The sequence below is a fragment of the Oceanobacter sp. 3_MG-2023 genome (genome assembly GCF_030688925.1).
GTDB lineage: Bacteria > Pseudomonadota > Gammaproteobacteria > Pseudomonadales > Oceanobacteraceae > Oceanobacter.
This window is the reverse complement of sequence record NZ_JAUYVX010000006.1, coordinates 57,707-82,159: the sequence shown is the minus strand read 5'-3', so window position 1 is coordinate 82,159 and position 24,453 is coordinate 57,707. Positions and strand designations below refer to the sequence as shown.

23 protein-coding genes are annotated in these 24,453 nt (G+C 54.1%); 17 read left to right on the top strand and 6 right to left on the bottom strand.

Annotation, left to right across the window (positions count from 1 at the left end; translation table 11 throughout):
* The first annotated feature begins 268 nt into the window (after positions 1-268).
* The 10 genes from Q8W32_RS07335 (at position 269) to Q8W32_RS07290 (ending at position 8,899) form a co-directional block, all read left to right on the top strand.
* Positions 269-913: a PepSY-associated TM helix domain-containing protein gene (locus tag Q8W32_RS07335; RefSeq protein WP_303432816.1), complete on the top strand. Its 645-nt coding sequence runs from the start codon at positions 269-271 to the stop codon at positions 911-913.
* Between the two features lie 58 nt (positions 914-971).
* Complete coding sequence (locus Q8W32_RS07330) at positions 972-1,493, top strand: DUF2271 domain-containing protein (RefSeq protein WP_305414354.1); 522 nt, start codon at positions 972-974, stop codon at positions 1,491-1,493.
* 37 nt (positions 1,494-1,530) lie between these two features.
* A complete protein-coding gene (locus Q8W32_RS07325; protein ID WP_305414353.1) occupies positions 1,531-2,361 on the top strand; it encodes a DUF4198 domain-containing protein in 831 nt (276 codons plus the stop codon).
* Positions 2,361-3,815 carry an NADPH cytochrome P450 oxidoreductase family protein gene (locus Q8W32_RS07320; protein ID WP_305414352.1) on the top strand — a complete coding sequence of 485 codons (1,455 nt, stop codon included), beginning with the start codon at positions 2,361-2,363 and terminating at the stop codon, positions 3,813-3,815. Before Q8W32_RS07325 ends, Q8W32_RS07320 begins: the two co-directional genes overlap by 1 nt.
* 206 nt (positions 3,816-4,021) lie before the next feature.
* Entirely contained in the window at positions 4,022-5,425 is a 1,404-nt protein-coding gene (thrC, locus tag Q8W32_RS07315) for a threonine synthase (protein ID WP_303432917.1), read from the top strand.
* Between the two features lie 144 nt (positions 5,426-5,569).
* A complete protein-coding gene (locus tag Q8W32_RS07310) occupies positions 5,570-6,049 on the top strand; it encodes a DUF2947 domain-containing protein (protein ID WP_303432821.1) in 480 nt (159 codons plus the stop codon).
* A 210-nt stretch (positions 6,050-6,259) separates the two neighbouring features.
* Positions 6,260-6,733, top strand: a complete 474-nt coding sequence (gene bfr, locus Q8W32_RS07305) for a bacterioferritin (RefSeq protein ID WP_303432822.1) — start codon at positions 6,260-6,262, stop codon at positions 6,731-6,733.
* A 10-nt stretch (positions 6,734-6,743) separates the two neighbouring features.
* Positions 6,744-7,226 carry a bacterioferritin gene (gene bfr / locus Q8W32_RS07300; protein ID WP_303432823.1) on the top strand — a complete coding sequence of 161 codons (483 nt, stop codon included), beginning with the start codon at positions 6,744-6,746 and terminating at the stop codon, positions 7,224-7,226.
* 135 nt (positions 7,227-7,361) lie between these two features.
* On the top strand, positions 7,362-7,610 hold the full coding sequence (locus Q8W32_RS07295; RefSeq protein WP_303432824.1) for a DUF2164 domain-containing protein: 249 nt from the start codon (positions 7,362-7,364) through the stop codon (positions 7,608-7,610).
* A 290-nt stretch (positions 7,611-7,900) separates the two neighbouring features.
* A complete protein-coding gene (locus Q8W32_RS07290; protein WP_305414347.1) occupies positions 7,901-8,899 on the top strand; it encodes a transposase in 999 nt (332 codons plus the stop codon).
* 268 nt (positions 8,900-9,167) lie between these two features.
* On the opposite strand, the gene Q8W32_RS07285 is transcribed toward Q8W32_RS07290, so the two are convergent.
* From Q8W32_RS07285 to Q8W32_RS07275, 3 genes are read right to left on the bottom strand one after another with little or no spacing between them, the layout of a single operon-like run.
* Positions 9,168-9,305: a hypothetical protein gene (locus Q8W32_RS07285; protein WP_303432826.1), complete on the bottom strand. Its 138-nt coding sequence runs from the start codon at positions 9,303-9,305 to the stop codon at positions 9,168-9,170.
* A complete protein-coding gene (gene cydB / locus Q8W32_RS07280) occupies positions 9,305-10,300 on the bottom strand; it encodes a cytochrome d ubiquinol oxidase subunit II (RefSeq protein ID WP_305414346.1) in 996 nt (331 codons plus the stop codon). The genes Q8W32_RS07285 and cydB overlap by 1 nt, the downstream gene beginning before the upstream one ends.
* Positions 10,300-11,709 (bottom strand): cytochrome ubiquinol oxidase subunit I, encoded by a 1,410-nt coding sequence (locus Q8W32_RS07275; RefSeq protein WP_305414345.1) that lies wholly within the window; start codon positions 11,707-11,709, stop codon positions 10,300-10,302. The genes cydB and Q8W32_RS07275 overlap by 1 nt, the downstream gene beginning before the upstream one ends.
* A 395-nt stretch (positions 11,710-12,104) precedes the next feature.
* On the opposite strand from Q8W32_RS07275, the gene Q8W32_RS07270 reads away from it, so the two are divergent.
* Both Q8W32_RS07270 and Q8W32_RS07265 read left to right on the top strand, forming a co-directional pair.
* Positions 12,105-14,051 (top strand): sensor histidine kinase, encoded by a 1,947-nt coding sequence (locus tag Q8W32_RS07270; protein WP_305414344.1) that lies wholly within the window; start codon positions 12,105-12,107, stop codon positions 14,049-14,051.
* On the top strand, positions 14,048-15,451 hold the full coding sequence (locus tag Q8W32_RS07265; protein ID WP_305414343.1) for a sigma-54 dependent transcriptional regulator: 1,404 nt from the start codon (positions 14,048-14,050) through the stop codon (positions 15,449-15,451). The genes Q8W32_RS07270 and Q8W32_RS07265 overlap by 4 nt, the downstream gene beginning before the upstream one ends.
* Before the next feature lie 23 nt (positions 15,452-15,474).
* Here Q8W32_RS07265 and Q8W32_RS07260 read toward each other — a convergent pair whose 3' ends face one another.
* From Q8W32_RS07260 to Q8W32_RS07250, 3 genes are read right to left on the bottom strand one after another with little or no spacing between them, the layout of a single operon-like run.
* The gene (locus tag Q8W32_RS07260) at positions 15,475-16,299 is read right to left on the bottom strand and encodes a PAS domain-containing protein (protein WP_303432833.1); all 825 of its coding nucleotides are present in this window, start codon (positions 16,297-16,299) and stop codon (positions 15,475-15,477) included.
* Positions 16,296-17,048 carry a response regulator gene (locus Q8W32_RS07255; protein ID WP_303432834.1) on the bottom strand — a complete coding sequence of 251 codons (753 nt, stop codon included), beginning with the start codon at positions 17,046-17,048 and terminating at the stop codon, positions 16,296-16,298. The genes Q8W32_RS07260 and Q8W32_RS07255 overlap by 4 nt, the downstream gene beginning before the upstream one ends.
* A gap of 4 nt (positions 17,049-17,052) precedes the next feature.
* A complete protein-coding gene (locus Q8W32_RS07250; RefSeq protein WP_305414341.1) occupies positions 17,053-18,276 on the bottom strand; it encodes a sensor histidine kinase in 1,224 nt (407 codons plus the stop codon).
* A 359-nt stretch (positions 18,277-18,635) separates the two neighbouring features.
* Here Q8W32_RS07250 and Q8W32_RS07245 point away from each other — a divergent pair, with 359 nt between their 5' ends.
* From Q8W32_RS07245 to Q8W32_RS07225, 5 genes are all read left to right on the top strand, one after another.
* The gene (locus Q8W32_RS07245) at positions 18,636-20,993 is read left to right on the top strand and encodes a DUF1989 domain-containing protein (protein ID WP_303432837.1); all 2,358 of its coding nucleotides are present in this window, start codon (positions 18,636-18,638) and stop codon (positions 20,991-20,993) included.
* 48 nt (positions 20,994-21,041) lie between these two features.
* Positions 21,042-21,395, top strand: a complete 354-nt coding sequence (locus Q8W32_RS07240) for a cupin domain-containing protein (protein ID WP_303432839.1) — start codon at positions 21,042-21,044, stop codon at positions 21,393-21,395.
* Positions 21,396-21,473: 78 nt separating this feature from the next.
* Positions 21,474-22,022, top strand: a complete 549-nt coding sequence (locus Q8W32_RS07235; RefSeq protein WP_303432840.1) for a dimethylamine monooxygenase subunit DmmA family protein — start codon at positions 21,474-21,476, stop codon at positions 22,020-22,022.
* Positions 22,022-22,993 (top strand): PDR/VanB family oxidoreductase, encoded by a 972-nt coding sequence (locus tag Q8W32_RS07230; protein ID WP_305414338.1) that lies wholly within the window; start codon positions 22,022-22,024, stop codon positions 22,991-22,993. The genes Q8W32_RS07235 and Q8W32_RS07230 overlap by 1 nt, the downstream gene beginning before the upstream one ends.
* An 82-nt stretch (positions 22,994-23,075) precedes the next feature.
* Positions 23,076-24,095, top strand: coding sequence for a DUF3445 domain-containing protein (locus Q8W32_RS07225; protein WP_305414337.1), 1,020 nt, complete (start codon positions 23,076-23,078; stop codon positions 24,093-24,095).
* The last annotated feature ends 358 nt before the right edge of the window (positions 24,096-24,453 follow it).

The window sequence follows — 24,453 nt, the reverse complement described above, 5'->3', positions numbered from 1 at the left end:
TTGCGCAGGTGATCTAGCCGTTCTCTGATTTTTTCTGTTATTCCCGGCACTGTTCCTGTGCTGTACCTGTACCTATGGCCTGCTCCTGGCATATCGGTCTGCCTTTTATACCTACAAAACGCACTGATACTGTTTCTCATTAATATTTTCAATTGTAGATTTGTAACTAACTGAGACACACTCTGTCGCCACAAAAAGGACCGTTGGCGCCGTGTATTACGTGTTCATCGTCTGATTCATCCACTTGACCATAACAAACAGGGACACCATGTCTGCGGCGCCCCCGGCAGCAAATTCTGCAACTCCAGTAGCCACCCGTTGGAAATCCGTGTCGTTGGCGACCTTGCGCCAATGGCATTGGGTCAGCTCCGCCTTGTGTCTGGTTGGCATGCTGCTGTTCGCCATCACTGGCATCACCTTGAACAACGCCCGCCATATTCCTGCCGAAGCCGTGGTTACCACCATCGAAACCACCTTGTCGCCCGGCTTGCTGGAGATACTGGCACAGCGTTCAGACGGCCCCTTGCCCTTGTCGGTGCGGCAATGGCTGCAGCAAAACCACGATCTGAGTATTCCGGCACTGGATGCCGAATGGGACGATCTTGAAGTCTACCTCGGTATGCCGCGACCGGGCGGTGATGCCTGGCTGAGCCTGGATCTGGAATCCGGCTGGCTGATTTACGAAAAGACCGACCGTGGGCCAATCTCGTTTCTGAACGATTTGCACAAAGGCCGTAATACCGGAGTGGCGTGGAGCTGGTTTCTGGATGTGTTTTCGGTCAGTTGCATTGTTTTTTCTCTGAGTGGCTGCTGGTTGCTGGTGCGATATGCCCGCCAGCGGCCGGGAACCTGGCCGATGGTGTCGCTGGGACTGGTGATACCTCTGCTGCTGGTTTTACTGACCATCCATTAAATCTGTAACGCGCCATCCTTGGCGGATGGCTCATGAACACACCATATAAGGAGTCTGTATGTTACCGGGTAAAAAATGCTTGCTGGTTCTGGCAGCCAGTGTGCTGGCCAGTCAGGCAAGCGCTACCGAGTTGCGCATCGGTATTGAACTGCCTGACCTCAAGGTCGCGGAATACCACAAGCCCTATGTTGCGATCTGGCTGGAAAACAAGGACACCCGCGCAGTGACCAACCTGGACGTCTGGTACGACGCCGACATGGCGGATAACGAAGGTAACAAGTGGCTGAAAGACATGCGCCAGTGGTGGCGCAAAAGCGGCCGTTCGCTGGATATGCCCGTCGACGGCATCACCAGTGCCACCCGTGGCCCAGGCCAGTACGACCTTTCTTTTCGTAGCAATCAGGCCCGGTTGGCGGACTTGCCAGCGGGTAATTACCAGCTACGTGTGGAAGCCGCTCGGGAAGTGGGCGGACGTGAACTGCTGAGCATCCCGTTTCAATGGCCGGTGGACGGCAGCTTCAGTGCCACCGCCAATGGCTCCAAGGAGCTGGGCGACGTTGTCCTCAGTATCCAGCCCTGATCCTTGCCAACCCATCATTTGATAAAGGAATACGTGTATGAAACCACTGAAATTATTGAGCGCTGCCGTTTTGGCCGGTGCGACCCTGATGTCGATGCAGGTCAATGCGCACCGTGCCTGGATCTTGCCGGATGTGACGGTCTTGTCCGGAGAAGAGCCGGTGGTGGCGTTTGATGCTGCTGTCTCCAACGAAATCTTCAATTTTGACCATTTTGCCCTGAACGTTAAGAGCGTTCGTATCACCGCACCCGATGGCAGCATGGTGGAGCCGGAAAACGCCGCCAAAGCCCGCTACCGCAGCACCTTCGATCTGACCCTGAAGCAAGAAGGCACGTACCGGGTCTTTATCGCCTCACAAGGTCTGCGTGCGCGCTGGGAAAAAAGTGATGGCAAGCGAGGCTCTTACCCAGGGCGAGGTGAAGACTACACCCAGGAAGGTTTTGACAAGAACGTCCCCAAAAACGCCAAAAACCTGAAAGTAAGCCAATACTCCCGCCGCCTGGAAACCTTTGTGACTGCTGGCGAACCCTCCGACAATGCCAACAAGGTGACTGGCCAGGGCTTTGAAATGAAGCCGGTCACACATCCGACAGACCTGTACGTTGGGGAAGACGCGACGTTCCAGTTTCTGATTGACGGCAAGCCCGCCAAAGGCGCAAAAGTCACCCTGATTCGTGAAGGTTCCCGCTACCGCAACGATCAGGAAGCCATCGAGCTGACCACCAGTCGCCAGGGTAATATCCAGATTGACTGGCCTGCCCCGGGTCGCTACTTCCTGGAAGCGGAATACAAGGACGACGACGCCAAAAAACCGGCTACCGAACGTACCGGCAGCTACGTGGGTGTCTTTGAGGTACTGCCGGACTGATGAGTTACATCGGGATGGCGGAACTGCAAGCCATTGTACTGGTGCTGGCCTGGTTGCTGTTGACGGGCTGGTGTTATCGGCACCGGCTCGGCTGGGGGGTTACACCTGCTGACGCCGATGGTGTCGGTGGGCCATTGTGTGTCTACGCCAGTGAAAGCGGTCATGCCCGCTCGCTGGCGGAACAGTGGCAACAGCGATTGCAGCACCAGGGTCGTGCTGCTCACCTGCTAACCCTGAATCAGCTGACTCAGGCACCGTTGTCGTCCTCATCGCCGCACGGTCGGGATATCTTTCTCTTTATCAGCACCACCGGAGAAGGAGAAGCCCCGGATAATGGCAACCGGTTTTTGTCCCGGTTGCAAGACCCGCGCTCTGACCATGAGCGCTGGACGTGTCGGGTTGCCGTTCTGGCGCTGGGAGACCGTGCCTACCCGGAATTCTGTGCGTTTGGGGTGGCTGTCAGCGATGCCTTGCAGACAGCAGGGGCCGAGCGATTGTTTGAGCCGGTGCTGGTGGATAATCTGGCTCCGGCCGATTTGCAGCGCTGGCAGTCTCATCTCGACAGGGTGCCGGATTATACCGGTCTGAGTGCCGGTTTATGGGGCGATACGACTGCCATCACAGAGACCGACGGTATTTCGACAGCCGCCGCTGCTGGGCCGTTATCCGCCAAGCCGGCGCATACGGCAAGTGTCTTGTTACGGCGACAGTGTCTGAATCACGGCAGCCCCGGTCATCGGGTGTTCGAACTGGATTTTCAATGCTCCGACGTCTGGCAAGCCGGAGATATCGCCCGGCTGAGTCTGGATGATGCGGCAGGCAAAATACAAAGCCGCGATTACACCATCGCCAGCACGCCATCGGAAGGGCATCTGCGGTTGCTGGTACGGGAGCAGTTCCAGGCTGATGGTCAGCCCGGACTGGGCAGCGGCTTTTTATGTACACAATTGCCATTGCAGGCAGCAGCGCGTTTACAGGTTATTGAGAACACTGGTTTCCATGCCCCGGATACCGATGTCCCGCTGATTCTGATTGGTAATGGCACCGGGCTGGCCGGACTGCGGGCGCATCTGCAGCAGCGCTTTGAACGGAGTTCAACGGCCCGGCATTGGCTGATCTTTGGTGAACGTACCCTGGCTCACGATGCGCTCTGGCAGACAGAGCTGCAGCAATGGCAAGCGCAAGGTTTGCTGGGGCGTCTGGATTTGGCGTTCTCCCGCGACATTGACGGAGAGTTACAGGCAGGGTATCTGACCCGGGGGTATGTGCAGCAGGTGCTGGAACAACAGCAGCAAGAACTGCAGCACTGGCTGCAACAGGGCGCGATGATTTATCTGTGTGGCAGTCGTGCCGGTATGGCCAGCGCTGTTGATCAGGTACTGCGTGCTGTACTGGGAGATGATCAGGTCGATGCGCTGGATGTGCAGGGCCGTTATCGCCGCGATGTCTATTGAATATGGGCACTTGCCCGGTGGAGCAAGTCGTCAGTCAGGTGACGGCTTGCTGTTCACAATTCCTCCTGCTGGTCGTGCGCAATGCGGTCAAAACAGGTAAGCTAGCCCACTTTTCTAGCACCCTGCCGGTACATTGATGGTCTGCACGGCCACGCCGGTGTTGGCGCTGCACGAATCCACCACTGCATTCGGGTTTTCACACCATGATGAAATACATCTCCACTCGGGGTAATGCGCCAGAGCTGGCGTTCGACGACGTTCTGTTAACCGGTCTGGCCGCTGATGGCGGCCTGTACGTACCGAAAGACGTGCCACAATTCTCTCTGGAAGAGATTGAATCCTGGCGTGACCTGTCGTACACCGAACTGGCGCACAAGGTGATTTATCCCTTCGTGGAAGGTTGCGTAGACGCCGATGCATTACAAGGCATGATCGATGATGTATACGGTGCTTTTGGTCATAAAGCCGTTGCGCCGTTGCAGCAGATCGACCACAACGAATACGTGCTGGAACTGTTTCACGGCCCGACGCTGGCGTTCAAGGATTTTGCCCTGCAACTGCTGGGACGCTTGCTGGATTACGTACTGGAACGGCGTCAGGAAAAGGTCGTGATCATGGGAGCCACCTCGGGTGATACCGGCTCGGCGGCCATCGAAGGCACCAAGGCTTGTCGTAATGTGGATATCTTTATCCTGCATCCCCATGGCAAGGTCTCTGAAGTGCAACGCCGCCAGATGACTACCGTTACCGGCGACAATATCTTCAACATCGCCATCGAAGGCAATTTCGACCAGGCGCAGGATATGGTCAAGGCCAGCTTTGGCGACCAGTCCTTCTTGCGCGGTGAACGCAAGCTGGTCGCTGTCAACAGCATCAACTGGGCGCGCATCATGTCCCAGATTGTTTATTACTTCTATTCCAGCCTGAACCTGGGTGGTCCACTGCGGCCAATGGCGTATTCGGTACCGACCGGGAATTTCGGCGATATTTTTGCCGGATACATGGCGCGTAAAATGGGCCTGCCAATCGAGCAGCTGATCATTGCGACCAATGAAAACGACGTCCTGCATCGGTTGATGAGCCAGAACCTGTACGAAGTTCACCCGCTCAAGCACACCATCACGCCATCCATGGACATTGCCGTATCGTCCAACTTTGAGCGTCTGTTGTTTGACCTGTACGATCGCGACGGCGCCGCTCTGGCCGACCTGATGGGCCGGATGAATGCCAAAACCGAAGTGGTCTCCCTCGACGCAGACAAGCTGGCCAGCGCCCGCCAGTTGTTCGACAGCCTCGCGGTGGATCAGGATGCCACCATTGCAACGATGCAACAGGTCTTTGCCGAAACCGGCTACCTGCTGGACCCGCATACCGCCATTGGTGTGAAAGCCGCTCGGGAATGCCGTCGCAACCCCCGGATTCCGATGATCACATTGGGCACCGCGCATCCGGTGAAATTTGAAGAAGCGGTCCAGCGCGCCGGATTCGAAATGCCCAAACTGCCGCATCATCTAACCGATCTGATGGAACGCGAAGAGCGGTTGAGCGTATTACCTGCCGATCTGGCCACCGTGCACGCATTTATTGCCAGCCACACCTTCAAAGACTGATTGGCTTGCCTTGCCAGCGGGCACCAGCGTGCCCGCTGCCTGGTTTCTTATCACTTGACCATCGACCACTGACTGCTGTGCAGATTATGGTAATGATGGTACATCTGACATTCCGAGTTTGACTCTCTTCCCTCGAGGCTTGCCATGCAGTACGTATCCCTGAACGACTTTAAATGGGGCTGGATTTTCCGTCATCGTGAATTACCGATCGATTCTGAGACGTTGGCGCTGATTCGCCCGCTCGACAAGGCCTCAGCCAACCAGTTCTGGAAAACCCATATCAGCAAGGAAGCGGCGCATGCCAGCCACTTTCTAGGTGATGACTGGCCATCCAAAAAAGGTATCTGGCAGCCGAAGGCAAACTGGCAGAATGCCTGGGAAGCCGACGAAAACAGCATGCCGGAAGACCTGGCGCAGCATATTCACTGGGAGACCAACGTCACCGTCTTTTTTTGTTACGACGTCGATCATATTGTCCAGACGCGCTGGGATATATTTCAGCAACACTGGAAGAATTTTCTTTTTGTTGATGACCAGCCAATGTTACTGGGAAAGAGTCGTGATGAAGTGGTGTGGTTTTTTAATGATGGCTTATATCAAACAGGAACTCGTCCTAAACGGTGATGGTTTTCAAATGATAAGGCGATTGAGTTTTATTGATATAAAATTGTTTAAAATCAATAACTTGTTTGTTTTGCTACAAAATTGAAAATTCAATAATATTGGTAGGTGCAAACTTATTTATAACGTAAATATTGCATTTACAGACTTGCCGACCAGCCTTTTGATACCTAGACTTGGCATCAATGTAATCACGACAAGGATTAGGGGCTTATGAAAGGCGATAGCAAGGTTATTGAATACCTGAACCAGGTGTTAACCATTGAGCTGACTTCGATCAACCAGTATTTCCTGCATGCCCGCATGTATAAGAACTGGGGTTTCGAAGCACTCGACAAAAAATGCTTCAAAAAATCCATCAAGGATATGAAACAGGCTGATGAACTGATTGAACGCGTACTGTTTCTGGAAGGCCTGCCTAATCTGCAGAAACTGAATCGTCTGCGCATCGGTGAAAGCCCGGCTGAGATGTTGCAGTGCGACATGGACCAGATCGTCGAACAGCTGGCGCTGCTGCGTGAAGCCATCGCCTACTGTGAATCGGTCAAGGACTTCGTCAGTCGCGAAGTACTGGAAGAAATCACAGAGTACGAAGAAGAGCATCTGGACTGGATCGAAACCCAGCAGCATCTGATCGCCAACACCGGTATCGAAAACTATCTGCAGTCCATGATGAGCGACGACTAAGGGGAACACCATGAAAGGCAATCAACAGGTTATTGAAAAACTGAACGAACTGCTGGCGGGTGAACTCACTGCCATGGACCAGTACTTTGTTCACTCTTGCATGTATCAGGACTGGGGCCTGGACAAGCTGTACGTCCGTATCTCCCACGAATTTGATGACGAAAAACAACACGCTGCCGACCTGATTGAACGTATCCTGTTCCTCGAAGGCACACCCGATATGGTCACCCGTACACCGATTCACGTTGGTAACGATGTACCGACCATGTTGCAGAATGACCTGAACCTCGAATATCAGGTGGTGGCCGATGTTCGTGAGGTGATGGCTTATTGCGAGTCGGTTCAGGATTATGTAACGCGTGATATCTTGCTGAAAATGCTGGATGACACCGAAGTGGACCACGCTTACTGGCTGGAAAAACAGCTGGGCCTGATCAAGCGCATCGGCTTGCAGAACTACCTGCAATCACAAATGGATGCCCCTGCTGCCTGAGGACGCGATGCCCGCAGCAGCTGTCCGCTTTGACGGACTGCGTAAACTCAAGCACGATTCAAAGCAGCCCCTTGTTGAGCGATCAACCTGGGGCTGTTTTTTATCATCAAAATAAAGGGTTAGCCAGGAACCGACATGAACGAAATTCGATTTTCTACAGAACAAAAATCACACATGGCAGCCAAAGTGAAAAAATACTTCAACGACGAGCTGCAGCAAGACATTGGCAGCTTTGATGCCGAGTTTCTGATTGATTTTTTTGCCCGTGAAATCGGCCCGTATTACTACAATCGTGGTTTGCAAGACAGCCAGCAGTTGCTGCATGAAAAGATGGAAGAAGTGGGCTATTTGCTGCAAGAGCTGGAACAGCCAGAGGGGGAGTGAAATCCTCTATTAAGACACCCACTAAACAATCCTACTATTGAGACACCCATCAACTCTATAGGAATCACTATTAAGACACCCATCAATTCTATAGGAATCACTATTAAGACACCCATCAATTCTATAGGCACTCGACAATCCATTGAGACACCCATCAATCAAGCAATCCATTAACAATCCATTAGTAAAATCCATTAAGACACCCACTAATCAAGTACTTTTGCCTGATTCCATTGCCGCGTCGCGATGTCATAATTGAAAATCATCAACTTCACGGACGGAGTTCGACTATGCCCAAGCCTCGTAAACAACAGGTCTCGATTGAGGCCACTCCTTATTACCACTGCGTTTCCCGCTGTGTACGTCGCGCTTATCTGTGTGGAACAGATTCAGTGTCTGGCCAGAGTTACGAACATCGGCGCGGCTGGCTGGAAGAGCGTATTCTGGCGTTACCGCAAATATTCGCCATCCAGGTTGCGGCTTATGCAGTGATGTCGAATCACTACCACGTGGTGCTGTTTATCGATACCCGGCAGGCTCAGGCCTGGAGCGATATGGACGTTGTGCTGCGCTGGCATCAGCTGTTCAAGGGCAATGCGCTGTCGCAGCGGTTTGTGCAGGAAGAATTGCTCTCAGAGCCGGAGCAGCAGCGGTTGTCGATTCTGATTGAGGAATGGCGTTCCCGATTGTCGGATATCAGCTGGTTTATGCGCGTGTTAAACGAAGCCATTGCCCGCGAGGCGAATGCGGAAGATGACTGTTCCGGGCGATTCTGGGAAGGTCGTTTCAAGTCCCAGGCATTGCTCGATGAAGCAGCGTTACTCAGTTGCATGGCTTACGTGGATTTGAATCCGGTGAGAGCGAAAATTGCCGCGACGCTTGAAACCTCCGATCACACATCCGTTAGCCGTCGAATCAATGACGCAACAACGACGGTAAATACCGATGCCATCGAACGGCAATCTTCCGGGCTTTTGCCATTTGTTGGCCATCCGAAACAACATTCACCCGTGGGTATCCAGATGCCATTGAGTGACTATCTGGCGTTAGTTGATGCAACCGGGCGGATAGCTCGCGGCGATAAACGTGGCGCGATTGATACAAGCGTATCGCCGATCCTCAGCCGAATTGGCCTGGATGACAATCAGTGGCTGACCATTAGTCAGCAATTCGAGCAGTGCTTCACAACCTTTGTTGGTAGCGAATCCAATGTTCGTTCTGCCTGCGAACGACTCGGTTACAAACGACCGACCGGTATAGCGCCAGCCAGGAAGCTGTTGGCGGGCTGATCCGAATCACTCACCGCGAATTTCCCAAACCAGGTACGACGATCAGAGACATACTCTGAGGCTTGATCACGCGCAACGATCAAGATTTATCCTTTTTATCACTAGTTCGCCCTGCCAATGACCACCCAAAACAGGCAGATTCGTCTGGCAAAGCCTGAAGTGGGATACCGCAGCTTGAAAATAAAAATGGGTGTCCCAATTTCAGCCAATTTCACCGGAAAATAAAAGTGGGTGTCCTAGTTAAAAAGATGTCCCTGACCAGAGTGGCTCAGGGCAAGCCTGTCATCAGTAGTTTGATCCCGTAGGACATAGAAAAAACGGCGGTAAAACCGATTAAATACAGCAGTAAAAACCATTGCCAGGATTTGAGCCTGGCTATCTTGTTTTTAATAGTGGTTACATCCATTAATAACCCTCCTGATAATCTTCTACCTTGCCGGAAAATACCCGGTAACCCCATAAGGTATAAAGGCAAATCAGCGGGATAAAAATACACACGCCGGGTAATAAAAAGTACAGGCTGCTGTCGGGGGATGCTGCTGCCATAAAGGTTAGCTGGCCCGGTATCAGATAGGGAAACAGACCAACAACCAATCCGGCAAAGCTGAGCAAAAAGATGATGGCGGCACACCAGAAGGGACGGCTTTCGTGTTGGTGGTTGTGCAGGCCTCGCCAGGCGAATAATGCTGCCAAAAAGGTCAGTATCGGCAGTGGCGACAACAATAAAAAGTGGTTATCGGTAAACCAGCGATCCCTTATAGCTGGCTGGCTGATTACGGTCCATAAACTCACTGCCACCATGGCGAACAGGGTGGTCATCAGCAGGTATTTTCCCAGTTTGGCGGCGTGTTGCTGAATCTGGCCACGACTTTTCATATAGAGATAGCAGGCGGCTAATAAAGCGTAACCTGCCATAACCGCAAAGCCCGTCAATACCGAAAAGGGTGTTAGCCAATGCAGGCTCGACAGGCTGTGACTACCTGCTGGAATACCTTGCACCAGAGAGCCTAGCAGCATGCCCTGGCAAAAAGCGGCAATGGCAGAACCGGCGCTGAAGGCAAAATCCCAATAGGGTCGCGAGGTGTCGGATTTGAAACGATATTCAAACGCCACTCCCCGGAAAATCAGCGCAAACAACATCAGCATAATCGGCAGGTAAAATACCGTGGTAATCGCGGCATAGGCAGCAGGGAAGGCTGCAAATAGCATGACGCCGCCAAATACCAGCCAGGTTTCATTACCGTCCCAGACGTGTGAGATGGAGCGCATCAGGTGATCACGTTCACCATCCTGATCAAACCAGGGGTAGAGAATGCCGATCCCCAGGTCAAAGCCATCCAGCAACACATACATAAAGATGGAAAATCCCAATAACAGAAAATAGAACAAGGCCAGATCCATTATTTTGCTCCTCGTTCTTGTTGGTTCAGGTTTTTGACCCAGGCGAGGGCATAGCCGGGGGCATCCATACCAATCAACTGTTCTTCCAGTGCGTTCATGGTGGGTGGGCCTTTTTTAATCAATTTGCGCATGAAGTAGAGGTAAACACCCAGCAGGGAGGTATAGATCAACACAAACATGATCAGCGTGAACAACACCCGCTCGGCTGGTAGTGGCGATACGATGTCTGAGGTACGCACCAGGTTATAAACAATCCAGGGCTGGCGACCGACTTCCACCACGTACCAGCCAGCGAGCACCGCAATCACTCCACTGGGAGTAAACAGCGTTACCAGTGCCAGAAAGGGTTTGCTCTCAAACAAGCGCTCCTTGCGACGTAAAGCCAGCGCCAGCAGGGCAATACAGATCATGCCGAAGCCAATACCGACCATTACCCGGAATGACCAGAACACCAGTGGTACGTTGGGACGATCTGCTGCCGGTACGGCTTTCAGGCCTTGCAGCGCGCCATCCCAGCTATGGGTCAACAGCAGGCTGCCAAGGTTTGGAATCGCAATTTCATAATCGTTGGATTCGGTGGCCATGTTCGGCATGGCAAACAGCAGTAGTGGTACGTTGTTTTCTTCCGCAGGCCAAATGCCCTCAATCGCCGCCAGCTTGGTTGGCTGGTGCTCCTTGACGTTCAAGCCGTGCATATCACCCACCCATGCTTGTAATGGCGTCAAGACCAGAGCGAACCACATGCACATGGACAAGCCTTTGCGGGCGAAGGGAATATGCTGTTTTTTTAACAGGTAGTAAGCACTGATACCGGCGACCACAAAGGTGGCGGTGATCAACGAGGCCATCAGCATATGCATCAGGCGGTAGGGCATGGAGGGGTTGAAGATGACTTCCATCCAGTTGGCCACCTCAAAGTGGCCATCGACAATGATGTAACCGGCAGGGGTTTGCATCCAGGAGTTGGCAACAATAATCCAGAATGCGGAAAACCAGGTGCCGACCATCACCACCGTGGTGGCAAAGAAGTGCAGTTTGCGGCCAACCCGCTGCCAGCCAAATAGCATCACTCCAAGAAAACCGGCTTCCATAAAAAAGGCCGTTAGCACTTCATAAGCCATTAATGGCCCTAATACTGCGCCAGTCATTTCCGAAAACCTGGAAAAATTGGTGCCGAATTCATAGGATAAAACAATACCGGATACGACGCCCATACCAAAGGTAATGGCAAAGGGTTTTATCCAGAATTTGGCCAGTTGCAAGTAATAAGGGTTGTGGGTTTTTAACCATAAACCTTCCCAGATAGCAATTAATGTGGCCAGGCCAATAGTAATGCTGGGGAAGATAATATGAAAGCTCACCGTAAAGGCGAACTGCAATCTGGATAATAGAGCGACGTCGAGATCCATAGCCATTCCAATAGTGTTAAACCAGAGCTTTTAATATTTTATAAAAAACAAAAGCCGTGAATGATAAAAATGATTGATCAAGTCGTCCGCTAGTTGGCCTTGTTGCTGGCCAGCGTGCGCATTTTCTGGATGGCCAAAGGAAATAATGCCAAACCAGCAATGCTGAACAGTGCGATGACTTCCGTCATGAAAAATCCAGTATTCATTTTGCTTTCTCCAAAAACAGATAAAATTTTGAGATAGATCAAGAAATATGATTTGCTTATAAGCAATCGATAGGCCAATTTTTATTGGTTTTTATCTTGTTGATTTTTAAGGATAAAAATTAATTTTTGTGTGAACTGTAAAGTAAGTTTACGATTGTTTGTTGTGGTGGTGTAAGCGAGGTTGACAGTTTGAAGCTCTCATTGATGTTTGAAATCGCCATGTTGGTCTCCAGTGTTTGCGGTTTTTTGGTCGCGGCCTGGCTACTCTGGCGTGCTCGCAAACAAAGCGACCTGCAAGCCTTGGCTGGTTTTGCCATCATGATGGCGGTGTGGTGTTTTGGCCATGTGGTGCTGTTTCATGGTTATGAACGTATTGGTATTTATATGATTTTGGCCAATCCACTGATGCCTACTTTTTTCCTGCACTTTGCGATTCGGTTTGTAAACTCCGGTGCTGCCAGAGAAGATAAACTTGATCGTCTTTATCAAACGGTTCCCTGGTTTTATGCCACCAGTATTGCCGTGGTACTACAAAGCTGGTGGGTGGGTGCCGGAGATTCTATTGGCACCTTGGATATCCGTTACTTTTTTGTCTTTACCGACGTGGGTGTCTGGAATTTATCTTATACCGTACTGATCGGTATACTGGCACACGCAGTATTATTGTTTGGCTGGTATCGTCATTCGGGTAATAAAAAGCGATCGATTCTGGCGATGTTTGGTGTAGGAGCCTGGGGGCTGCTACTGGCTACCAGCTTTGTTTTTCCTTCTTTTGGCATCAGCTGGTTTCCCTATCCGATGTTGCTGCTGCCTACCTACTTGCTGCTGCTGGTGTATGCCGTGGTGCGTTATCAGATTCTGTCGGTCAATGCTTTTGCCAACCGGGCACTGTTGTGGGTGTCCATGATGTTGGTGATTCTGTGTCTGATTGCGGTGATCGGGGTGGTGTCCGGACGTATCGGTTTACAGGCATTGGCGAACGTGCCCAGTTGGCAACTGTGGTTGTATTCGTTGCTGGTATTGGTGGTGGCTGCATTTATCTATCAGCCGTTAAGCCGGATGGTATCGCGGTTGATTTATCCGGGGGCTTCGCTGAATGAAACTGTGCTGGAGACTTGGTCAACCCGGTTAAAGGAAGCGGAAGACTGGTCTCAGCTGGTCAGTCTGGGTGAGCAGTTGCTCTCACAACAAATACGCCACAAGGTCGCTATCCAGCTGGATAAGCCGGTTCCGATGGAGCCATCCCAACACACTGCGCTGGCGCTGCGGCTATCACGATCAGCGTCTGGCTGGCATTTTGTGTTGGTGGGTTGGGACGATGCCAGCCCTGGTATGCGTCTGACGGCGGAAGTGTTTGCCTCGCTGTTCTCGACCAGTTGTGGTTTGTTGGAGCATTCGCTGGCGCTGGCGGCGGCGGAGCGTAAACGGCTGGATGAACAGCACCTGGTCGAGCTGGGTAGCCTGTCGGCAGCGATGGCGCATGAGTTGCGTAATCCCCTGAATATCATTGCGATGGCGGCTTATGATGCACCTGCTGCCACCCGCCAGCATATTCAAACCCAGCTTAAGAGAGCAGACCGGCTGGTCAGCGATATGCTGGTGTATTCCGGCGGTCTGACTCTGCAAATCAGCGTTATCCCCTTGCGGGCGTTAGTGGCGAATGTCTTGGCGCAAGCTCCGTCCGACGGAGTGGTGTGTGAGCTGAAAATTGCCGAGACACTTGAGCTGGAAGGGGACCCGCAACGACTGCAGCAGGTGTTTATTAACCTGATCGATAATGCCCTGTCGTTCCTGCGTAATGCGGCCGATGGCCACTTGTGTATCGAGGCTGAGAAAGAGGGGCAATATCTGCTGGTGCGCGTTCACAACAACGGGCCGGAAGTGGATGCCGGACTGCAAGGGGATGCCCTGTTTCAGCCATTTGTCACTCGGCGGGCAGGCGGCAGTGGTCTGGGGTTGGCGATTGTGCGGCGTATTGTCGATGCCCATCAAGGCCAGATTTATCACCGCAAGGATAGCGATTGGCCGGTAACGTTTGAGCTGCGGTTACCGTGCCGCCCGGCAACGGCATCTGCTGTCGAACCGGCTGCCGTGGTTACACAGAATAATGACTTTTTGCCAGAGCAACTTTTATGACACGTGCCAAGACACAACAACGCATATTACTGGTGGATGACGAGCCGGCATTTCGGGAGCTGGCCAGTCGCTGGTTGGCGAATCAGGGTTATCACGTCAAAACTGCCGTCAGCCTGGACGATGCCCGTCAGGCGCTGGTGTCGTTTGAGGCTGACCTGGTGTTACTGGATTTATCCATGCCGCCGCTGTTTGACCCCCAGGTTACCCTGGCGGCGATGGCTGACTTTGACGGTCGGCCAGTGATTATTATCACCGGCCATGCCGATCGTGATCTGGCGCTGCAAGCGGTGGCGCAAGGAGCGTGGGATTTTATCGCCAAGCCGATTGATCCTGACATGCTGGCGGTGGTGGTGCGGCGGGCGCTGATCAAGACGACGCTGGAGCGAGAGCTGCAGCAGCTGAAACAGTCCAGCCAGCAGCCATCAGGGGCGGCGGCCTATCTGGGCCTTTCGGCCAGTGCACAAAAAGTGCGGGCCTTGATTGAGCGTATCGCGCCCACGGACGTGCGGGTGCTGGTCACCGGGCCATCAGGAACGGGCAAGGAAGTGATCTCGCGGGCATTACACGACCTGAGTCATCGCTCGGACAAGCCTTTTGTATCGGTGCATTGTGGAGCGATACCGGCCGACTTGCTGGAAAGTGAATTGTTTGGCTACGTCAAAGGCGCGTTTACCGGAGCCGAAAAAGACAAGGCCGGTTTGTTAAGCCTGGCCGATGGCGGCACATTGTTTCTGGATGAAATTGGTGAAATGCCATTGGCAATGCAGGTGAAGTTATTACGCGTGTTGCAGGAAGGCACGTTTTTCCCGGTGGGAGGGCGCGAGCAAAAACACATCGATATCCGGGTGGTCTCTGCCACCAATGCCGATTTGGCCGAAAAGGTACGCGGTGCTGAATTTCGCGAAGATCTGTATTACCGCATTAAAGGCGTCAATATAGAAACCCGGCCACTGTCGGAGCGACAGGAAGATGTACCGGTATTGCTGCAGGCATTCCTGTCGCGTTTGCAGCAACAGCAAGGTAAAAGCTGGCAGCTCAGCCCGGAGGCGATGCACTGGTTCCGGAGCCAGACCTGGCCTGGTAATGTTCGGGAATTAAGGAATGCCCTCGAAAGCGTGGCGTCCATTTGCCCAGAGGGGCAAATCACCCTGGAGGATATTCAGCTGCTGTATCCTGCGACGGCAGGAGCGGTGGCCGGAAATCCAGCGTCCGCCATCGAGTGTGCGGTCGCTGAGGTGCCTCTCAGTGAAGCGAGCCTGGATGAGCAGGTCAGGGCGCTGGAGATCCGACTGATCGGGCAGGCGCTGTTGCAATGTAGCGGCAACCGTACCCGGGCCGCCCGGCAATTGGGTATCTCCCGGCAAGGGTTAATCAAGAAAATAGAACGTTATGGGCTATAGGCCTGCGGCTGGTGACGTTGCCATCAGGCTGACTTGACCTGATCGTGCCAGTCTGATCGGGCAAAAATCACCCCTTCAACGGCGAGGACATTGCCGTTACTGCTATAGACGCCATGGCCTTTTTCCGTGACATGGTTCATCTGGCCGCTGGTATGAAACAGCCGATAGTTCAGTTCAAAGCTGCGGCGCTGTGACAGGGCTTCCTGTACCTGCTGCCAGACGTAGTCGACGTCCGCCGGATGAATCAGCCTGCCATAACTTTTCTGAGTCATTCTGACCAGATCGTCGGCACTGTACCCTGTCAGGGCCAGACAGCCTTCGCTGACGTATTCCATGGTCCAGTCGCGGTCGTTACGAGAGCGGTAAATCATTGTTGGCAGGCGCGACACCAGAGCATTGAGGCCACGCTGGGTCGCACGGTTTTGCTGGTCTTCCTGCTCCTGAAGAGAGATATCACACAGGGTGGCAGAATATTGCCGGGTCTTTGGTGATTGCGGCCCCAGGGTTTGCAGGCGTAATTCACACCAGAGTGGCTGCCGGTCCGGGCTGGCGAGGCGTAACTTGAGCGGCGGATACGGACCACTGGCAGTCAGGTCGCTGCTGCCGTTAAGCAGCTGTAGCCAGGCGGCACGATCCTGCGGGTGCAGAAAATCAGCCAGTGGTTGGTTCAGGCTGCTCGTAATGGTGTGGCCACTCAGTTGCTGCCAGGCCTGGTTGGCGTAGGTCAGGCGTCCGAGCTGGTCGAGCTGCAAGACGGCATCGCTCAGGCTGTCGAGCAACTGTTGCAGATCGGTCGTCGCAGACTCCGCGTGCCGCAATGATCGGGACTGACGGCGCAGCCAGCTCACAGCGTCAGGCTCACGGCATCCGGATGCTGGTGTACCCAGGCAGCCAGCTCCAGCCGCGAATGCAGATTCAGTTTACGCAGCAGGCTTTTGACATAGACCTTGACGGTGCCGTCGCTGATCCCCAGTTCGCGGGCAATCAGTTTGTTGTTCAGCCCTTGGGCAATCAGGGTCAGGGTCTGGCGCTCTCGTGCTGTCAGATCAACGCCGCCCGGGAGCCGTGTGTCGGATTCGGTGGTGGCAGGGCTGATATCCTGGTCGCCTGGCCCTGGTTGCCGGAAGGCTTGAGCCAGCAGGGTGACGCTGTGATTGTTGAGGGCGACTTCGCCACTTAACACCCCGTCCAGCTGGGACAGCATGTCGTCGGGGGCGGTGTCTTTCATCAGATAGCCATCGGCACCACTGCTGAGGGCTTCAAACAGGTCGCTGTCATGCTCGGAGGCAGTAATCACCACCACCTTGGTATCGATCTCGTGCTGGCGAATCTGACGAAGTAAATCGAGGCCGCTGATTGCTGGCATATTGAGGTCGAGCAGTACCAGCTGTGGCCGATGTTGCGCCAGCACGGCCAGCAGGTCGCCACCGTGTTCGAGGTCGGCGGCAACGCTGAATTGGTCGCTGTCGTTCAGCAGCTGGACAACACCACGGCGAAACAATGGGTGGTCATCAACCACCACCACACGGGCGGCAGCCTGGGGGATGGATGAGTGGCCGGGTGGACTACCAGGTGTCATACCGGATGACGGAGTCATAATGCTATTTCCGAAAGGATGGTTCAGCCAGGCGGTCGTGTCGGGCCTGAGTGAGTGGATGGGTCAGTGGCAGCTGCAAGCGGACACAAGTACCGCTGGGCTGGCGGGAACCGATCGTCAGGCTGGCACCGATACGCTGTGCCCGCTCCTGCATGATCTGTAGCCCGAAGCTGCCATTGTTGGCGGCTGCCTGAATGCCGCGCCCATTATCTTCTATCGCACAAACCAGTGTGCCGTCCGCTTCCTGATAGAGACGAATACGGGCATGACTGGCATGAGCGTGGCGCACCAGATTACACACAGATTCCCGCACAATATAGAGCAACTGGGTGGCCTGGTGGTCATTCAGTGGCAGATTTTCGCAACGATTATCCAGCTCAAACACCAGTGCTGAACGCTCTTCAAATTCTTCTACCAGCTGATTGAGTTCATTACCGAGTTCACTGGCCAACGTTGACAGGCGGGAAGTTGCAATCAGTTCCCGGGTCTGGCGATAGGCAAACAGACATTGCTCGGAGAGGTCCTGGGCTTCAGGTAACAAAGCTGACAGTTCGGCACTGTTATCGCAGCGTTTGGCCAAGCGGGCACTGCTCATGCGCAGGTATCCCAGTACCTGGGCGACAGAGTCATGTAATTCGGCGGCGTGCCACTGGCGCTCATCTTTCAGTGCTTGTTGCAGCCGTTGTTGCTGTTGCTGCCAGCCATTCAGGCCACGACACAGTTGCTCGCCGAGCAGCGACAGGCATTGCTCCAGCGATTCCTGGTCTCGGGATTTGATATGTTGTCCGTTCACCAGTAACCAGGCTGTCCCTTGTTTCAGGGACAGGGATTGCATCCGGTGGCCAGCAGGCAACAGCACATGGACAGGGTCGCTAACCGGAGTGATCTCCGCGCTATTGGCCAGCATGACGCAGCGGTAACCGTTGTCCTGGCTACCGGGTAACCACAGTGCTTGCAGCAGGCTGTCGGGGCGGGTCGGATGAAACTGCTGTTGCAACCAGGATTGTAGTGGCACCAGCAGTGTGGCCAGTTCGGTTGCTGGCTGAGTGCAGCTGGAGATATCGCAAGCGAGATCAGGCAGCAGGCGCTGGGTAAATTCCGGTGCATCGGCAGGCACAGGTCGGGGAGTGATGTAACGGCTTTGTTGTGATGAAATCACCCATTCCAACAAGCGCTGCAGTCGGCCAGATATTGGCTGGGCCATGCCATTCGATTGAATCACTGTCATCGAATTTCCCTCCGATTATGGTCCCGGCCGCGACGTGATCGACGACCAGAGGATACCTTTGGGCAAGACAGGTAGCAGGTGCTGTGCCAGTTTCGATATTTTGGCTGATATTTGTCCCGTTATATCCCCCTTGATAAGGAATATTCTCAAGTGAGTATCCCTTCCTGAGTATTGAGACCAACAATCCCTTGAGTAAATATTTTTAACCGAAGGGAAACAGCAACACCCGCTCTGTTTCCACCATTTGTTAACCAGGCTTTGTGTATGTCTGACGGCGAATATGCACCAGAGTGACTCCGGACGGCCGGAATTGCACTGGGTTGACGCACAGAATGACGTGAGAGCCAGCAGGAGTTGTTATGGCGTTTGCTTTGCAACCACAGACTCAATCCCGGATTCCAGACCATTGTCGCCGTTATCGGCTGTGTGGCCAGATGGTGTTGCGATTGCTGTTACGACCAGGGGATACCCTGATACTGAGCGGCAGCGACCCACTGCAAGGCGTCGAGATCATTCGTTGTGATGACGTGTCAGCGCCGGCGCTGACCGCCAACGATAGCACCCTGGCGCTGACACCGGTTGTGGCCGACGGCACCCTGAGTCTGCTGGAGCAGGGCGACAGCCGCTCGCTGCAGGCTCGTCAGCAGTTGCAAGACTGGCAGGTGGCCGGGCATTTGAGTGATGTGCTGAGCATCCCTGCCGAGACCATCATGGCCGGCTGCACCTTGACCGCGCACCGGGAACAGACCCTGGTGGTGGTGGCCCCGGCGGCCCCGATGGCGGTGGATAGCCAGATTGCCCCCGGAGAAGTGGAAATTGGCCACGGCAGCACGCGATTTGCGGGTAACCTGCCGGAACCGTTGGCACCACCGGTACAGGATTTACATATTCCCGACAGCACAGCCCGGGCCTATACCGTCAAGGCCGGGCAATGGATTCAGGTGATTGATGTCGAGGGCAAGCAAAGCTCCGATTTTATCGCCTTTGACCTGGACGCTGTAGAAGCCGCCAGACGTGGTGAAATATCTCCGCATGACATTCCCATGCTGGATGCTGTGGCGACCCGTACCATGATGGGGCACAGCTTGCCGACGCCGGGTCTGCACTCGCGTTTTTATGACCAGAATCTGAAAATCATGCTGGAAGTGGTGCAAGACACCGTCGGTCGCCACGACAGCTTTATGCTGGCCTGTACGCCACGTTTTTATGAAGACGCCGGTTATTTTGGTCATGCCAGCTGTACCGACAATTTCAATACCCAGCTGCGCGACTGGCAGATTGCCCCCCGGGCTGGCTGGCCTGCGATCAATTTCTTTTTTAATACCACTGTCAGTGACTGTGGTGCGGTGTATGGCGAGGAACCCTGGTCGCGGCCGGGGGATTACGTCCTGATGCAGGCACAGCGCGATTTGCTGTGTCTCAGTTCCGCCTGTCCTGATGATGTTGACTCCGCCAATGGCTGGTGCCCGACCGATATTCACGTCCGGGTTTACGATGCCGAGCAAACTTTTCCACGATCTGTCGCCTGGCGGGATATTCCCGAGGAGCTTCCACGTATGACTCAGCAAACCGGTTTCCATTCCCGCACTTCCGCCCTGACCACACACTTCGGTGAGTACAAGGGTTTTTGGCTGGCTGACGAATATTCCGGCTGGGGTGCCACTGCCGAATACCTCGCCTGTCGCGAACGGGTGGCGATGATCGACCTGACCGCGTTACGCAAATTTGAAGTGGTTGGCCCGGATGCCGAACGGCTGTTACAGCTGGCGCTGACCCGTAATGTCCGGCGGCTGTCGGTGGGAGAGATCTCCTACACCGCGCTGTGTCATGTGACCGGTGGCATGATCGATGACGGCACCGTGTTCCGCATGGGGCCGCAGGCATTCCGTCTGGTGACGGGTGATTCGTTTGTCTGCACCTGGCTGAAGCAACTGGCCAGTGAGCATCAGTTTGCCGTGCGGGTACAAGAATCCACCAGTCAGTTACACAACGTCGCCGTACAAGGCCCCAATAGCCGTGAGCTGCTCAGCCAACTGATCTGGACGCCGGAGCATCAGCCGGATATTGCCGACCTGGCCTGGTTCCACTTCACCATCGGTCGCCTGGGTGGCGAGAGCGGACAACCGGTCATGGTGTCACGTACCGGTTACACCGGCGAACTGGGTTTTGAAGTCTGGACCCACCCGGACGATGCCCCGGCCATCTGGGACGCTATCTGGGAAGCTGGACAAGCGTTCGATATTGCGCCGATGGGGCTGCTGGCACTGGATATGCTGCGTATCGAAGCCGGGCTGATTTTTGCCGGTTATGAATTTTGCCCACAAACCAGCCCTTACGAAGCCGGTATCGGTTTTACCGTCCCGATGAAAACCAAGGAAGAAGATTTTATCGGCCGGGCGGCGCTGGCGCGTCAGGCACCGGAAAGCCGCCAGAAACTGGTCGGGTTGCTGATCGACAGTACCGAGACCGTCAGCCACGGTGACGAGGTGTATTTCCCACTCGCCAAAGGCGGCCGTTTCCCGGTCGGCGTGGTGACCAGCGCGACCTTCTCGCCGTTGCTGAAACAGCAAATTGCCCTGTGCCGGGTGGCACCAGATGCCGCTGCGCCCGGAACCGACCTGGAGGTCGGCCAGCTTGACGGGGTGCAAAAACGTATTCCGGCGATGGTCACGACCACCCCGTTTTATGACCCTGAGCGCACTCGGGTACGCTCCTGATCGGCTTATTGTGAACGCAGAATAATGAATGACTGTGAGAGTACAACCATGTCAATGACCCACTTTTCACAAGCGATCAAAACGCCGCAAGCGGGAATCAGCCGCCCCGGTATCCATACCTGGTTGCAGGGTGTCAGCCAGTTGGACGATACCGACAAGGCCCGTCTGGACGGCTGCTCGCGTATGGAAAAATCTGATGAGCCGCTGGTTTGTGAATACACCGACCATGAGATGAAAATCATCGTCGAAGGCGGCATGGTCATTAGTGATGAAACCGGTTACCGCGTTGAAGCCAAAGTGGGTGACGTTTTTTATTTTGAAAAAGGCAGCATCATCACCTTTAACCCACCGAGCGATGGCACAGGTTGTTTCTTTGGCCAGCGCCGTGAAGGTGGTGGTTGAGCTGCTGCTCACACCCGCATCCCCGTCGCCGGATAACACTGGCAGGCGGACGTCTGTGAATGAACACTGGAGCCAGCGATGACCCCGACCGAATCGATTGAGCTAGACGAACGAATCAAAAGCCGCCCGTCCTATAAACCACTGACCTTGCTCAGTGGCAAACAGTGGCAAATATTTATTGCCCAGAATGAAGACCAGCAAGGCCTGAAACAAATGCATGATGAATGTGTTTCGATCGCCGACCCTGACAATACCGTTCTTTGGGTGGTGGTTGGTGACGACCAGGCGGAGAGCTTCAAACTGTTAGAGGATGCTCCGGTAGCCGCTGCGGTATACGTCGCTGGTGATGAACCCTTCCTCTGGGATTGCCGGAATACCCTGTTGGGGATGGACTTTGCTCCCGACCAGATTCAGTTGATGGCACCCAGTAGTCATCGCCGTCGCCTGTTTTGCACCCACTGTTACACCCTGATGGAAGACGTCACGCACTCACCGCATACCTGTTCGGGTTGTGGTGAACAGTTGCTGGTACGGGATCATTTCTCGCGCCTGTACGGTGCTTACGTTGGCGTATCGATTAATGCCGAAGATCGCAGCGAGACTTTCGAACCTGAGGAGATGCAGTAATGACAGCCAATACCCCCAGCCATCATCTTATGGTCCGCGTCAGTGATATGAAGCTGGTCGCACCGACCATCAAGGAATTTACCCTGGTTGCCGTCGACGGCGCTTTGTCGCCGTTTTCTCCCGGTTCCCACGTCGTGGTGACCATGTCGGGCACCGATGCCAATGGCAAAGCCAAAAAGTGGAAAAATGCTTACTCGCTACTGAGTGATCCAAGCGACACCGAGGCGTATAAAATTGCCGTCCGCTTGCAGGAAGTCTCCCGAGGTGGCTCCGAATTCATGCACAGCCAGGTACAGATTGGCGACGTACTGGAAATTACCCCGCCGGCCAACCTGTTTGCACCGCTCTGGCGGGCCAAGAAACACCTGCTGATTGCCGGTGGTGTGGGCATCACACCGTTTATGTCCTACTTGCCGGAAATGCAGCGTCAGGGTGCCAATTTTGAATTGCACTACTGCTACCGTGGCAAGCAGACCGGCGCGTATGCCGACCAGCTGCAACAACAGCTGGGTGATGCCTGTGTGCGTTACGACGCCGATGCCGGTAATCGCTGTGATCTGACGGCGTTGCTCAAGCAGCAGCCACGCGGCACCCATATTTACATCTGTGGCCCAGAGCTGCTGATTGAAGGCGTGCGGCAGAACGCTGCCCAGATCGGTTACCCGGCGAGCCTGATTCACTTTGAAGAATTTGCCGCGCCGCAACCTGGTGAACCCTTCAGCGTGACGCTAAAACGCAGCGGTCAAACCATCGATATCGGTGCCGAAGAAAGCTTGCTCGAAGCGCTTGAGGCTGCGGATCTCGAGATCCCCAATATGTGCCGGGGCGGGGTCTGTGGCCAATGCCAGACCAAAGTACTCGAAGGCGATGTTGAGCACCGGGATAATTACCTCGGAGCCGCAGAGAAAGCCGATTGCATCATGCCGTGTGTATCACGAGCCAAAAGCAAAACCCTGGTGTTGGATCTATAGTCCAAGATTGTCATAACCAATCACCAGAACAAGAACAGGGCATTTGCCCATCAGGGCCAATGCCAACCAAGAGGGATACGTAATGCGTGTGACACCGACCAAACTTGAAACTTTCCGGGACGATTTTACTTACACAAACAGTGAATTTGCCATTCAGCGTTTTCCGTTCCCTTTTCCGGAAGATCAATACAGCTACACGGTGAATATCGAGCCACATGCTCTGCCGGGAGAGCCGGACAGTGTGTATGAACACCTGTTCGATGTTGATGAACACTACCTGTCAGAAATGCACGAGCGCGGCCTGGTACTGGCTGAAAGCCCAAAACGTTGCTTGGCCATGCCGCATATGGATCTGGCCTGCTGGGATTTGATCGAGCGTGCCATGAACGCCTTGTCGGCGGATTACCCGGACTGGTTCAAACTCAGCAAAGAGGGTGACCAGTGGCACTGGCAGAACACTCTGCTGGACATCGACGATACCTTTACCTTTGGTGACAGCAGCACCTTGTCGATGCCGCCGATGGAATACATCGGCCGTCAGGTTCAGGGTGACCTTGCCTTGATGGATCAACGCGACGGCGACCTGTTTATGGACGCCGGTATAGTCACTTGTCCGGCCGACTGGTCGCTGGCCTTTGATGCGGGCATGAGCTTCAGCGAATGGCATGGCCCGGTTCCCATGGCTCACGAGCTGGGAATTTTTGAACGGGCATTAAAATATCTGACCGCCATGCAGGTTAATCGACCGGTACGCCGCCTGAATTGGACGTTAACGGTCAATGCCCGTATGGATACCTCTCCTGAGGAATACCCTCACTGGGGTAACGACAGAGCGTCCGTAACCCCGGACAATGTGGGTGAAAAGGTTTACTTGCGAGTCGAACTGCAAGTGATCGACCGGATGCCACGTTCCAACGCCCTGTCGATCAATATCCGGACCTACATGGCCAGCATGAACGACCTGTGTGCCAACCCGGACTGGGCCAGACGGCTGCACCGGGTCATGAAAGATTTGCCCGCGCCACTGATTGAGTACAAGGGGCTGACCCGTTACCACCCGATGTTGGTTGAGTGGTTGTCGCAGTTTGATCGCGAACAGTAAACGGCAGCAGCAAGCGCCAGCGGTTGATCAGGGGATGGCGACAGCTCCCTGACCGCTGGATGATCGTCCTTATTCCATTACCGGTATGTCTGGCCGTGAGCCAGACGCCACATGGATGACAGCTCAGACTGTATCCACACCGAGTTTCAAGCCCGCAAGTTTTACCCGCCGAGAGGCGGGTTTTTTTTGTAATTTTCTGGTATGACTTTCTTTGGCGGATCTCGACGGTAGTCGATCGTTCTGCATCAAGACCTCGTTAAGACCTCGTTTATCAATGGGCCATATTCAGTTATCGATGTGGTCAAATACTTGAATGTTCAATTGAATATTTTTTATTTGGCGTTGTACCATGGACTCA